Genomic DNA, 13,495 nt, shown 5'->3' on the forward strand with positions numbered 1-13,495 from the left:
TTATGAAGCATACTTTTAAAATATTTTTTATTCTATTCTTTATTCTTTCGAATACTTGTTGGACGCAGGTTTTAAAATACGAACAAACAGAATCAGCTATCATAACCCGATTGAAAAAAGATCTATCTGTTCTTTCATCCGATTCATTTATGGGCAGGGAAACAGGAACACAAGGTGAAATTATGGCTCGCGATTATATTATTTCACAATACAAAAATGCAGGAATACAGCCATTCTTCAGCGATAACTCATACACGCAAACCTTTACTTATAAAGAAAATCCAATTCTCGGGAAAAATAATATTTTAAAAATCAGTAAACATAATTTTATTTTAAATGATGACTATTATCCTCTTTCCTATTCCAGTTCATCCGGTGTTAAAGGAGAAATCGTTTATGCCGGTTTCGGGATATCAATTCCTTCTTCAGGCTATAATGATTACAAAAACCTTGGCGATATAAAAGGGAAAATATTTGTCATCGAAACAATGTTACCCAAACAATTCAAACAGGATTCTAATTTTATAAAATTCCTTCCGATTCAAAGAAAAATAGATACCGCTATAGCTCATGGAGCAGCAGGAATCATATTTATCAATTCTGAAAAAAACGGGAACAAACCTTCGTCAAAGATTGTAAAATATATAGACCCTTCGAAAATTCCAATAATTTTTGCACAAAATAAAGCTTCAAGATTGCTTCGTAAAAGCAAAAAGGATATGGTAGAAATGAATGTGGATATTGACAGAAAAATAACTACTGGTTATAATATTGCCGCATATATCGATAATCATGCACCTGCAACTATTATTATTGGCGGGCATTACGACCATATAGGAATGGGAAAGGAAAATTCGCGTAACAACGGGTTACCTTTACAGGTTCATAACGGAGCTGACGATAATGCAAGCGGAACTGTTGCTGTTATGGAGCTGGCAAAATATTTTAAAAATTCGGATAAGAAAAATCATAATTATCTTTTCTTGAATTTTTCAGGTGAAGAAAAAGGATTATTAGGTTCAGCATTCTTTACAAAAAGTACGTTCTTCGATACTACAACAACTTCATACATGCTTAATATGGATATGGTAGGGCGCTACGATACATCAAAAGTCGGGTTCAATATCATTGGTACCGGAACTTCACCATTATGGGACACATTGATAGCACTGGCATCAAAAAACGATTTAAAAATAAAGAAAAATGAATCCGGCTTCGATGGATCTGATCAAATGTCGTTCTACCTGAAAAATATTCCCGTACTTTTTTTCTTTACAGGAATACATCCCGACTATCATATGCCAACAGATGATATAGAAAAAATAAATTTTGAAGCAGAAGCAAGAATAATAAAATTTGCAGAAAGAATTATCGAGATAACAGATACGATTAAGAAAATGCCTTTTTCATTTACAAAAAACAAAAAGGATTTTACTCGTCCATCCATGAGCGTTACCCTGGGTGTGGTTCCCGACCATTCCTATGATGGAAAAGGATTACGCATATTAGGAACAACCCCAGGAAAAACCGCTGAAAAAGCAGGACTTAAAGCAAACGATATTATTTTAAAAATAGGGGAATATGAAACAACTGATATCATGTCGTATATGAAAGCATTAGGTTATTTTAAAAAAGGCGACAAAACAAAATTACTTATAAAACGCGGCGAAGAATCATTAATAATAAATGTTGAATTCTGAAATTAATATTATGCAAAAAAATTTGAAAATTGCTGTTTTTGGTAGTGGTAGTTGGGGGACAGCTATAGTAAAAATTTTATTGAACAACACCACTCCTGTTAACTGGTGGATAAGGGAAAATGAAATTATCGACAACATTCGCAACTTCCGTCATAATAATTTATACCTGAGTTCTGTGGAGTTTAATCCCGAATCCCTTGTATTATCAAGTGATATAAAGGAAATAGTTTCTTCTTCCGATATATTGATATTTGTCGTCCCTTCTGCATTTCTTAATGCATCGCTTTCCGGGCTTAATCCTGATGATTTTAGAAATAAATTTGTTGTATCGGCAATTAAAGGAATAGTCCCCGAATACAATGTTATCATTGCTGATTACTTCATGAGCAGGTTCAATGTTCCATACAGTAATTTTGCTGTTGTAAGCGGGCCATCTCATGCTGAAGAAATAGCGCTTGAAAAATTGACCTATCTTACAGTAGCATCACAGAACCATGAACTGGGTGAAAAATTATCACAGCTTTTTAAATGTCGATATGTAATGACCTCTGTTTCCGATGATATTTTCGGAACTGAATATTCCAATGTAATTAAAAATATTATTGCCATTGCAAACGGCATTTGCATTGGCCTGGGTTATGGCGATAATTTCCAGGCAGTGCTTATCAGCAACGCCATACAGGAGATAAAACGTTTTGTTGATGCAGTACATCCTATCGACCGCGATATAAAAAGTTCGGTATACCTAGGAGACCTAATGGTAACAGCATATTCACAATTCAGCCGCAACCGTACATTTGGAAATATGATCGGAAAAGGTTATTCCATAAAGTTTGCAATGCTCGAAATGAAAATGGTTGCTGAAGGATATTATGCAGCGAAATGTATTTGGGAGATCAATAACAAATATAATGTCGATATGCCTATAACAGAAGCTGTGTATAACATCCTTTATTTAGGACATTCTCCTGCAAAAGAAATTCATATACTTACTCAGAAACTTTCATAGAGGAATTACGCCTGTTGGTTTAATTTATAATTAAAAATAAATTTTATCATTTATATTTGCTTTCAGAGAACGATTGTTTAATCAATAAATTTAATAGTATGAAACGTTTACTTTTTGTTTTTATGTTAGCCTTAACTTTAGAGGTTAAAGGCTTTGCAACAGCGCCGGATGAAGGGATGTGGCTTCCAATGTTTATTGACCGGTTGAATTATGTGGACATGCAGAAAATGGGACTGCATCTTACTGCTGACGAATTATACAGCATAAATCATTCAAGTTTGAAAGATGCTATTGTATCGCTTGGATTTTTCTGTACTGCCGAAGTAGTATCTAATGAAGGTCTTCTTTTTACAAACCACCATTGTGGATATGAATCCATACAGGCACACAGTTCTATTGACCATGATTATTTAACTGATGGTTTTTGGGCTATGAGTAAAAAAGAAGAATTACAGAATGAAGGACTTACCGCATCATTCCTGGTTCGTATGGAAGATGTAACAGCAAAAGTTCTGGCTAATGTTACTGATGATATGTCGGAATCAGACAGGTCGGCAAAAGTTGAAGAAGTTATTTCTAAAATTGAAAAAGAAGCTTCAGAAAAAGGCAAGTATGATGCTAACGTTGGAACTTTCTTTGAAGGAAATGAATTTTATCTTTTTGTTTATCAAACATACAAAGATGTAAGATTGGTTGGCGCTCCTCCTTCAGCAGTAGGGAAATTCGGTGGCGATACCGACAACTGGATGTGGCCACGCCATACCGGCGATTTCAGCATCTTCCGCGTTTATACAGCTCCCGATGGTTCGCCTGCAGAATACAGTGAAAAAAATATTCCTATGGTTCCAAAACATTATTTACCCATTTCATTGAAAGGTGTAAAAGAAAATGATTTCACCATGATTTGGGGATATCCCGGTCGTACCGACCGCTATCTAACTTCTTATGGAGTTAAACTTGCAACAGATCAATCAAATCCTACTACAGTGAAAATTCGTGATAAAAAACTCGAAATCATTAAATCGTATATGGACGTAAATCCTGTTATTAAAATTCAATATGCTGCAAAATATTCCGAATCGAGTAATTATTGGAAATATTTTATAGGTCAGACAAAAGGATTGAAACACCTTAAAGTATATGAGAAAAAACAAGAGCAGGAAGAAGCATTTATGAAATGGGTTAATGCCGATGCAAGCAGAAAAGCCAAATATGGAACTGCATTAACAGATATTGCTGACGGTTACAGCAAACTTACTAATTATAATCTTGCTTTGAAATATTTAGAAGAAGCAGCTTTCCAGGGGCCTGAAATCGTTTACTTCGGCTATGGAATGCTTAACTTATACAGCGTATTAAAAAATAAAAATAGCAAACCGGAAGCTATAAAAGCTGCTGCCGAAGAATTTAAAGAAAAGTGTGCTGATTTTTATAAAGATTATTACAAGCCATGCGACAAGGATTTATATGAAGCTTTATTAAAAATGTTTTATGATAATGTTCCCAAAGAACAGCATCCTTCAATATTTACAGATGTGCTTGATAAAAAATTCAAAAGCGATTTTAAAAAATTCACCGATGCGGTTTATAGCAAATCGATATTCCCCGATTCAGCAAAGATGTATGCATTCCTTGCCAAACCTACATTTAAAGTGCTTGATGCTGACCTCGGATTTAAAACCATGATTTCAATGATTAAGTCATACTCAACTATGGCACAAGGTTTAAATGATATAAAAGAAAAGATTGACAAAGGCGACAGGCTTTATGTTGCCGGCACACGCGAAATGTATTCCGATAAAAAATTCTATCCCAATGCCAATTCAACCATGCGTATGACTTACGGAAAAGTGGGTGATTATTTCCCTGCCGATGCCGTTCATTACAATTACATCACTACGCTCGACGGTGTAATGGAAAAAGAAGATACTACAAATGATGAATTTATTGTACCTAAAAAACTTAAAGAACTGTGGCAAAAGAAAGATTACGGACGCTATGCCGACAGCACCGGTAACTTAGTAACCTGCTTTATTGCCAATACAGATATTACAGGTGGTAATTCAGGAAGCCCGGTAATAAATGGCGATGGACAATTAATTGGGTTAGCATTCGACGGCAACTGGGAAGCTATGAGTGGCGATATTGCTTACGAACCCAAACTGCAACGCACTATTGCCGTTGATATCCGTTATGTTTTATTTATGATTGATAAATATGCCGGAGCAAAAAATTTAATTGACGAGCTTACAATAGTGAAGTAAAAAAATATTTTTTCAAAAACATAAAAATCCCAATTCAATATAAGAGTTGGGATTTTTTTATTTTACTTTTTGGACTAAAGTCATTTTTATTCTTTTCTTTTTCCTTACTGTGATTTTGACGACTTTAAAGAAAAACTATCTGATGCCATAAAGGTTTATTCCGAAGAAATGCCTTTGGCTGCATTGAATGGCAAAACTCCCGATGAAGCATTTAATGGTGTTAAACCGTTTTCTGTTGATGTTGAATCTCTCATAAAAGAGGCTGCTGTTTACCGCCGAAATACCAATAGGCTTAGCGACTGCTTCTAAAGAACAGCCACAAATAATTTCATGATATTCCATAAGCATTTGTTTTGTTCACTTTCTGAAACTAAAAACACCGTACAAGTTTTTCTTATACGGTGTTTTCATTTGTGCTTTTTTTATAAAACCTATAACTATTTTTTTACCAAGCACAGTTCGAATATTCGTTCCTTTTGTATAGACATGCTTGTAGAAATTGCAATGCAACGAAGAACTGCTGTAACTTATTGTAGTTTTTTTGAATGTTTTGAGGGTTTTCTATTGAATGATATGTTTTTCCCTTTTTTTATTTCAAAAGATAAAATAGTTTTACACTCTTTATTATTATCATAAAATAAAGAACTATATTTTGCAAAATATTTTATATTAGATTTTTGAAAAATATTTTCTTCTCTATTTATAGCTTTTTTAATATTTTCAGAAGGACCTATTATATTATTTTTTATTAAATTAATATAAAATGAATCGTTTTTTCTTATAATAATTTTCTGCGCATTAAGCGCATTAAACCTTATTGTATCCTTATTGTATAAATAAAAAAAATTAGATATTAACAAATTCATATTAGGATAAATTACATAGCATGAATCAGTATTATTAGTAATTTGTAAAAGACATTCTAAATATGGTTGAATATCATTTTTCTCATCCTCAATAGATGGAATATATACATTCGTTTCAATCCATTTGATTTCTAAATGAGATTCTTCTTTCTTTAGATTACATGATATTAAGCATCCATATAAAATAAAAATAAACCCAATTATACTTTTGATTTTAATTTTATTTCTTTTTAACATCATTAGTTTTATGATATTGTATCTGATATTCTCCTTTTTCATAATCATAGTCTAATTTATCATATTTTATTCCAAGTTTTTTTTCAAACTTCAAAATCTCTGATTGATAATTATCTTTATCTCTAATACCAACTAGGTTTACTCCCTCGCTCGGCGAAGTCTTGTGTGATAGCTTGTGTGTTTGATGACTTCGTCGCATAAATATATCTAATATGTTCTCATTACTCTATCAATTAATATTACTTCCAATACACTATCCATTTCAGCATAATTCCTTGCACTTGAATATAAATAATCTTCAGGATGCTGAACAATCGCCGCTTTTACAGGATTGTTATGAATATAGTCTAATTTTTCTTGAATGAAATTTGGTGAATATAAATAAATTGCATGATTCTCATGTGTCCAAAATTGATATTTTTCATTTCTTCTGTGTTGATTAGCATTAAATGAAAACCTGTTCAACATCCATTCTTTTCAACTTTCCTGTGGGTTATCAATAATCTCTTTTATTATTTTGCTTGATGTAAATTTCTTGAAATCTCTTACTGTATCACTTAATTTTCCGCTTGTACTATTAACTATTAAATGAACGTGATTCGACATTATTACATATCCGAATATTTGCAAATCCTTGTTCTGTTTACAATACGAAAGACTATCTATTACAATATCTCTATAAACCTGCCTTGTAAATATATCTATCCAATCAACAACCTGAAAAGTTAAATAATGTAAACCTGCTTGTTCTTTTATTTGATAGCCTGTTGTCATTTTTATTTTTAATAAAAATAAAATAATTTTTGTAGTCAGAGACTACGATTTATATTCGACATAGTCTCCCGCACATTTGCCTACCCTCAAGACTATGCCGAGCACTTGAAAAACACTACGCTTAGAGGGGGGATTTTTTATTTTATTATTTTGGCTAAAGCCATTTTTATTCTTTTCTTTTTTCCCCGACCTAAAGGTCGGGGCTATTTTTATATTTGTATTTTTGAAACATAATATTGCACATTCATGAAATACCATATCATTCTATTTTTATTATTAATAAAAAGTACAATCATATCATCGCAAAATCTTATCCCAAACCCCGGGTTCGAAGATTATAAAAAAGATTGTTTTACAAGTCAACTTGATTCACACGATAATATTGAATGTTTGAATAACTGGTTTAATCCTTCATTCGGACTTCCTGGCTATGAAAATATAAAAGACAAATATTCATTTCACCCTTTCAAACCGCATAAAGGTAATGGAATGATTACACTTGATATAACAATTAATTATGATACACTATCAGAATATATTAGTGTTGAATTGAAAAAAGCTTTAGAAAAAAATACAAAATACAAGTTATCTTTTTATTTAAAAGTTTGGGAAAATACGGGAGTTGTATATAATAATCTTGGAATAATTTTTTCAGAAAACAAAATACATAAAATTAGCCGATACGAACTATATAAATATACACCTCAAATTATATGGGAAAACCCGGTTGGTAGTTATGAATGGTTAAAATATGAAAATTATTATATTGCAAAAGGCGGAGAAAAATATATAACCATCGGTGCTTTTAATAAAAATAATAGCGTTCTTAAAAAAATACTTAATATTTATAAAATGAATAATTCATCAGCAAGATATTACCTTGACGATATTACTCTTGAGTCAATTGAAAAACTAAATTTACAAGAAAATACTGATGCTATCGTAAATACTGAAATAACAACTATCATAAAGGATCAACCCAAAACTGAAATATTAAATATTGAAAAAGGAAAATCAATTGTATTAAAAAATATCTTTTTTGAATTCAACTCGGCAGTACTTAAAGACAGCTCATTTACTGAATTAAATTTATTGGTAAAATATTTAACCGAAAATAATAACTCCTCAATTCAAATAAATGGATATACTGATAATATTGGCTCTGCTGAATACAATAAAAAACTTTCCGAGGACAGGGCTAAAGCTGTTGCCGATTATTTAATATCAAAAAATATAAATAAAGAAAGAATAAATTATAGCGGATTTGGAAAAGAAAATCCTATTTCTTCAAATGAAAATGATGAAGGAAGAAGTAAAAACAGAAGAGTGGAATTTATTATTCAATAAACTATTGTTATGTTAAGAATAAAAAGACACATTTCAATAACCAATTCGCCGCGGCGAATGAACATCGAATTTCCAATAATCAAGTATAACTTCGCCATTTGATATTGATGGTCGTATATTCTAAATTAATTTGTAGCCAATTTACATTTAACTTAACACTACAATAACTCTTCGTAATAAAAATATGCAATTTAATTTTGTTTAAAACTTTACCTTCTAAACAACTGATTTAAAGGATTAAGTTTTTAACTTTGTAATATATCTTTATCAAATATGAAGCAAAAACTAACAATAAAGAAGTTGCTTGAAGAAGCTAAAGAATTTTGTATTACAGAATCAAAAAACAAGTACAAAGAACTTTTCGGAGTTACTGATGGAAAAGCCGTTGGAACATACATTGAACATAAATTCAAAAAACATCTACAGGATAAATACATTTTAACCATTGGTTCTTCTGCAAGTGGTATCGACTTACCTTCTGATGATATACAAACAGATATAAAAGTAACCTCAGTAAAACAGCCACAATCATCTTGTCCTTTTAAAGATGCAAAACAGAAAATTTTCGGACTAGGTTACAACCTTTTAGTTTTTGTTTATGATAAGAAAGATGAATCTAAAACAAAAACTGCAATATTGAATTTTGTTAGTTGCTCGTTCGTTTCAAAAGAAAGAACGGCTGACTATACAACAACCTTTCGCTTAAGAGAAATGGTTAACGATAAAGCAAATGAAGCCGATATTATTTCATACCTGACTGATAAAAATATTCCCGCTGATGAAATTACTCTTACTCAATTAGCAAAACAAATTTTGGATAATCCACCTGAACAGGGATTTTTAACCATATCAAACGCTTTGCAATGGAGATTACAATATCAAAGAATAGTTGATCTGAATGAACAAGTTAAGGGAATTACTAAAATCATTCATAAAGCTAAAAAATGATGAAAATATTTGAAGCAAATATTTCTTATCAGGTTTCGGATTTATTAAAAACGAATTTGAATAAAATAAAGCTTTTTGAAACTGCCAACCATAAAATATTTGAGATTTGCGGAATTAGGAATTTTTTTAACAACAATAAAGAATTATTATACCTTAAAGAACATATTTCCATTACCCAAAATATAATTGAAGAACCTGACCGTGCCGAATATGGCGACTTTCAAACGAATATACATTTAGCAAAATCAGTTGCCGTTTTTTTGAAAGAGAAAAAGATTAACCCAAAAATTATTATAGAACCAACTTTTGGAAAAGGAAATTTTATAATTGCATCTCTAGAGGCATTCCCAAATGCTGAAAAAATAATAGGAGTTGAAATTTATAAACCTTATGTATGGGAAACGAAATTCAATATCATTCAATTTTATATTGACAATCCCAGAGATAAAAAACCAGTTATTGAAATCAATCATTTCAATGTTTTTGATTTCGATTTTAAAAGCATAGCAATTGAACATTCCAAAGACGAAACTCTAATTGTTGGTAATCCGCCATGGATAACAAATTCCAAATTAAGCAGCCTTGAATCTGATAATCTTCCGGTAAAATCAAACTTTAAAAAGCATAGTGGCTACGATGCAATGACAGGTAAAGGAAATTTTGATATTGGAGAATACATTACGCTAATGATGTTTGATGCTTTTCAAAATTCAAAAGGACATTTCGCTTTTCTTGTAAAAAATTCTGTTATCAAAAATGTTATATTTGACCAAAAGCAACGCAGATATAATATCTCTGATTTACAAAAACTCACCATCGACAGTAAAAAAGAATTTAATGTTTCCGTTGAAGCCGCTTTATTTTTTTGTAAATTAAACTCCCCATCAGAATTTACCTGCACGGAATTTAATTTTTATAATCAAACTAAACTAATAAATCAACGGAACTTGCCTATTGGAAAATTCGGCTGGGTAAAAGAGAAATTTGTTTCAAATATTGACTTCTATGTTCGCTATAGTGACATTGATGGACTTTGCCCATTTGAGTGGAGACAAGGCATAAAACATGACCTGTCTTCAATAATGGAAATAGAAAGAATTAACGGGCACTTTATAAACGGGCTACATCAGGAATTTAATCTCGAAGAAGATTTGGTTTATGGCCTACTAAAAAGTTCTGACCTCAAACAACTAGTAATTGATAAAACAAGAAAATATACAATTATTACACAAAAGAAAATAGGACAAGACACTTCATTTATTAAAAAAGAATTTCCAAAAATATTTAATTATTTACACAAAAACAAAACTCAATTCGATTCTCGAAAATCCAGTATTTATAATAATAAGCCTGCCTTTTCTATTTTTGGAATTGGCGACTATTCATTTGCACCTTACAAAATTTCAATTTCAGGATTATACAAAACTTTTACTTTCAGTTTAATTCTGCAACAAGACAACAAGCCGATAATGCTTGACGATACATGCTATTTGCTCGGATTTGATGATATTGATTATGCAGCCTATACTCTCATTATTTTAAACTCGGAAAAAACAAAAGCACTTTTGCAATCAATAACATTTTCCGATGCTAAAAGAACTTTCACAAAAGAAATTTTAATGCGTATCGATTTATATAATCTTGCTTTACATTCCTCAAAAATCAACATGCAGCAAGAGCTTGAAAAGTTTAATAAAACTTTCAAATTAAAAATTAGTTTCAAAAAGTGGAACGACTATTTAAGTTTAATGAAACCTGTTGCAAAACACAAACAAATGAAACTTTTTGTATAAAGTAAAAATGCAAAACTTCAAAAACATTAAAGGCTTTTGAAGTTTGTTTTGGGATTTGAATTTTAATTTTTTATTCCTGGTAGTAAACTCTCTTCACCCTTCTTGAAACGCTTGTCAGCACTTCGTATGGAATGGTTTCCATATCAGCAGCAAATTCAGATATTGGATATTCAGCGCCAAACACAATTACATCATCACCTTCTGCAGCATGAATATCGGTAATATCGATCATGCACATGTCCATGCATACATTGCCAACAATATTCGCAAAACGCCCGTTAACATATAATTTACCATGACCATTACCCAGCTTGCGGTTCAATCCGTCGGCATAACCAATAGGAACAGTAGCAATTTTCATATCATTTGCAGCTATCCACTTGTGTCCATAACCTATTGATTCACCTTTGGGAATTGATTTTATTTGCGAAATCACCGTTTTCAGCGTACTTACATTTTGTAAAAATGTTTGTTCCTGTTCGTTTACAGCAACGCCATACAAACCTATTCCCAATCGCACCATTTCAAATTGCGCATCGCGAAAACGGCTGATACCGGCAGAATTCAGTATATGACTTAATATCTGGTAATCAAAATTCTGTTGAATAAATTCGCTCATTTCGCGGAATAATGAAATTTGGGAGCGTGTAAAATCATCCTGTGCAGGGTCATCGCTAGCAGCAAGATGTGAGAATACTGATTTGACTACAATATTTTTATTGTCTTTAATATGGTCTACAAGCCTTGCTATATCGCTCTTTTCAAAACCCAGCCGGTGCATTCCTGTATCTAATTTGATATGAATATTTGCTTTTTTATCGCTGTCTTTATAATTGCGTGCAACGGCTTCTTCAAAAAGTTCAAGAATACGGAAGCTATAAATTTCTGCTTCAAGATCGTACTTCAGCATGGCATCAAAACTCTGTTCTTCAGGATTCATAACCATTACAGGTGTGGTAATTCCTGATTTGCGTAATTCAACTCCTTCATCAGTATATGCTACTGTTAAATAATCCACCTGGTGATATTGTAAGATATTTGCAATTTCATAACTTCCGCTTCCGTATGAAAAAGCTTTAACCATAGCCATCATACGGGTTTCCGGTTTCAACAGGCTGCGATAATAATTTAAATTATGCACCAGTGCATTCAGGTTTATTTCAAGAACGGTTTCATGCGCTTTTTGTTGCAGCGCTTTTCCTATCCTCTCAAACTTAAATATTCGCGCACCTTTCAGCAATATGGTTTCATTATGAAATTCCGAAAAAGGAAAGTCTTTCATGAAATCGGCAGTCGTTTCATAAAAAAGTTTATCAATATGAAATTTATCTTTCTGCCTGCTTATGGCTTTTCCTATTCCTATTATCCTGTTTATTTTTTTATTTAAAAGAAGTTCGGCAACGTCTGAATACAGCTCATCTTCATTACGTCCGCTTTGTAAAATATCGGAAAGGATTATTGTTTTTTCCCTGTGTTGTTTTTGTTGATTAAGAAAATCGATCGCAATACTCAGCGAGTTAATATCCGAATTGTAACTGTCGTTTATCACAGAACAGTTATTGATGCCTTCTTTTAATTCCAGTCGCATTGCAACAGACGAAAGGTTGAGCATTCGTTTTGCAATTACATCATTTTCGTAATCCAGTACCAGCATTGTAGCCCAGCACTGAATGGCATTTTCAGTTGATGCATCATCTGAAAAAGGAATGGTTATCTGAAGTTTTTCATTTTTGTAAAGACCTTCTATCGTGGTTTTGTTATTCCTCCGGTTAATGTTTTTAATAAGCAGGCTGGCATTACTCTTATGGCTCCAGGTAAATGTTTTAATGTTCTTTAAATTTTCTGCACGAACAATTCTTTCTTTAATTTCAAGATAATCGGAACAATAAATAAGTATATTTACTTTTGTAAAAAGTTGTAATTTCTCATTCGTTTTCTGTGTAATATTAATGAAGTTCTCATCATGCGCCTGACCAATATTCGTGAATATACCAATTGTCGGCTGAATGATGGCTTGTAATTTATCCATCTCATCAACTTCAGAAATCCCTGCTTCAAAAATTGCCAGTTCATGCTCAGCATCCATTTGCCAAACACTTAAGGGAACTCCTATTTGTGAGTTAAAACTTTTTGGACTGCGAACAATTTTTTTATCATCACTCATCAATTGGAACAGCCATTCTTTTACAATTGTTTTTCCATTACTGCCGGTAATTCCAATAACCGGAATACTGAATTTCTTCCGATGAAAAATTCCAAGAGTTTGTAATGCCGATAAAGAATTTTTTACTTTAATAAAATTGGCTTCCTGACAATTTTGCACAAAACTATCATCCTGTGAAATCACAAAATTCCTGACCCCTTTTTCGTAAAGTTCTTCAATATATTTGTGACCGTTATTGCGTTTGGTGATGATTGAAAAAAATAAAGAATTATCCGGTGATATTAATTTACGGCTGTCGATCACCAATTGTTTTACAACAGAATCGGGTGATGGCAACTGCACCATTTCACCTTTAATGATTTTACAAATTTCGTTGATACTATATGAAGCCAT

Annotated in this window: 11 protein-coding genes; 6 read left to right on the forward strand and 5 right to left on the reverse strand. The window is 32.0% G+C overall.

Annotated elements, in window-relative coordinates:
- Nucleotides 1–2: 2 nt before the first annotated feature.
- The 3 genes from PKK00_01550 (at nt 3) to PKK00_01560 (ending at nt 4,973) form a co-directional block, all read left to right on the forward strand.
- Nucleotides 3–1,700: a M20/M25/M40 family metallo-hydrolase gene (locus tag PKK00_01550; protein HNW97079.1), complete on the forward strand. Its 1,698-nt coding sequence runs from the start codon at nt 3–5 to the stop codon at nt 1,698–1,700.
- 10 nt (nt 1,701–1,710) lie between these two features.
- Complete coding sequence (locus PKK00_01555) at nt 1,711–2,709, forward strand: NAD(P)H-dependent glycerol-3-phosphate dehydrogenase (GenBank protein HNW97080.1); 999 nt, start codon at nt 1,711–1,713, stop codon at nt 2,707–2,709.
- 98 nt (nt 2,710–2,807) lie between these two features.
- Complete coding sequence (locus tag PKK00_01560; GenBank protein ID HNW97081.1) at nt 2,808–4,973, forward strand: S46 family peptidase; 2,166 nt, start codon at nt 2,808–2,810, stop codon at nt 4,971–4,973.
- 527 nt (nt 4,974–5,500) lie between these two features.
- On the opposite strand, the gene PKK00_01565 is transcribed toward PKK00_01560, so the two are convergent.
- Genes PKK00_01565 through PKK00_01580 form a run of 4 tightly spaced genes read right to left on the reverse strand, consistent with a single transcriptional unit; the run spans nt 5,501 to nt 6,850 of the window.
- Entirely contained in the window at nt 5,501–6,079 is a 579-nt protein-coding gene (locus PKK00_01565) for a hypothetical protein (protein ID HNW97082.1), read from the reverse strand.
- Nucleotides 6,060–6,275, reverse strand: a complete 216-nt coding sequence (locus PKK00_01570; GenBank protein HNW97083.1) for a hypothetical protein — start codon at nt 6,273–6,275, stop codon at nt 6,060–6,062. The genes PKK00_01565 and PKK00_01570 overlap by 20 nt, the downstream gene beginning before the upstream one ends.
- 8 nt (nt 6,276–6,283) lie before the next feature.
- A complete protein-coding gene (locus PKK00_01575) occupies nt 6,284–6,541 on the reverse strand; it encodes a hypothetical protein (protein ID HNW97084.1) in 258 nt (85 codons plus the stop codon).
- 12 nt (nt 6,542–6,553) lie between these two features.
- Nucleotides 6,554–6,850 carry a transposase gene (locus tag PKK00_01580; protein HNW97085.1) on the reverse strand — a complete coding sequence of 99 codons (297 nt, stop codon included), beginning with the start codon at nt 6,848–6,850 and terminating at the stop codon, nt 6,554–6,556.
- Between the two features lie 246 nt (nt 6,851–7,096).
- Between PKK00_01580 and PKK00_01585 the strand changes: the two genes are divergently transcribed.
- The 3 genes from PKK00_01585 (at nt 7,097) to PKK00_01595 (ending at nt 10,938) form a co-directional block, all read left to right on the forward strand.
- Nucleotides 7,097–8,197, forward strand: a complete 1,101-nt coding sequence (locus tag PKK00_01585; protein HNW97086.1) for an OmpA family protein — start codon at nt 7,097–7,099, stop codon at nt 8,195–8,197.
- A 273-nt stretch (nt 8,198–8,470) separates the two neighbouring features.
- The gene (locus PKK00_01590; GenBank protein ID HNW97087.1) at nt 8,471–9,145 is read left to right on the forward strand and encodes a restriction endonuclease; all 675 of its coding nucleotides are present in this window, start codon (nt 8,471–8,473) and stop codon (nt 9,143–9,145) included.
- Entirely contained in the window at nt 9,142–10,938 is a 1,797-nt protein-coding gene (locus PKK00_01595; protein ID HNW97088.1) for an SAM-dependent methyltransferase, read from the forward strand. The genes PKK00_01590 and PKK00_01595 overlap by 4 nt, the downstream gene beginning before the upstream one ends.
- A gap of 70 nt (nt 10,939–11,008) precedes the next feature.
- Here PKK00_01595 and PKK00_01600 read toward each other — a convergent pair whose 3' ends face one another.
- Nucleotides 11,009–13,495, reverse strand: a complete 2,487-nt coding sequence (locus PKK00_01600; GenBank protein HNW97089.1) for a bifunctional UDP-N-acetylmuramoyl-tripeptide:D-alanyl-D-alanine ligase/alanine racemase — start codon at nt 13,493–13,495, stop codon at nt 11,009–11,011.

This window comes from Bacteroidales bacterium (assembly GCA_035353855.1).
Taxonomy (GTDB): Bacteria; Bacteroidota; Bacteroidia; order Bacteroidales; family CG2-30-32-10; genus DAOQAK01.

Coding starts and splice junctions, on each gene's coding strand:
- PKK00_01585 (HNW97086.1), top strand. CDS start 7,097: ATGAAATACCATATCATTCTATTTTTATTATTAATAAAAAGTACAATC.
- PKK00_01600 (HNW97089.1), bottom strand. CDS start 13,495: ATGGCTTCATATAGTATCAACGAAATTTGTAAAATCATTAAAGGTGAA.
- PKK00_01555 (HNW97080.1), top strand. CDS start 1,711: ATGCAAAAAAATTTGAAAATTGCTGTTTTTGGTAGTGGTAGTTGGGGG.
- PKK00_01590 (HNW97087.1), top strand. CDS start 8,471: ATGAAGCAAAAACTAACAATAAAGAAGTTGCTTGAAGAAGCTAAAGAA.
- PKK00_01580 (HNW97085.1), bottom strand. CDS start 6,850: ATGACAACAGGCTATCAAATAAAAGAACAAGCAGGTTTACATTATTTA.
- PKK00_01565 (HNW97082.1), bottom strand. CDS start 6,079: ATGATGTTAAAAAGAAATAAAATTAAAATCAAAAGTATAATTGGGTTT.
- PKK00_01570 (HNW97083.1), bottom strand. CDS start 6,275: ATGCGACGAAGTCATCAAACACACAAGCTATCACACAAGACTTCGCCG.
- PKK00_01595 (HNW97088.1), top strand. CDS start 9,142: ATGATGAAAATATTTGAAGCAAATATTTCTTATCAGGTTTCGGATTTA.
- PKK00_01550 (HNW97079.1), top strand. CDS start 3: ATGAAGCATACTTTTAAAATATTTTTTATTCTATTCTTTATTCTTTCG.
- PKK00_01560 (HNW97081.1), top strand. CDS start 2,808: ATGAAACGTTTACTTTTTGTTTTTATGTTAGCCTTAACTTTAGAGGTT.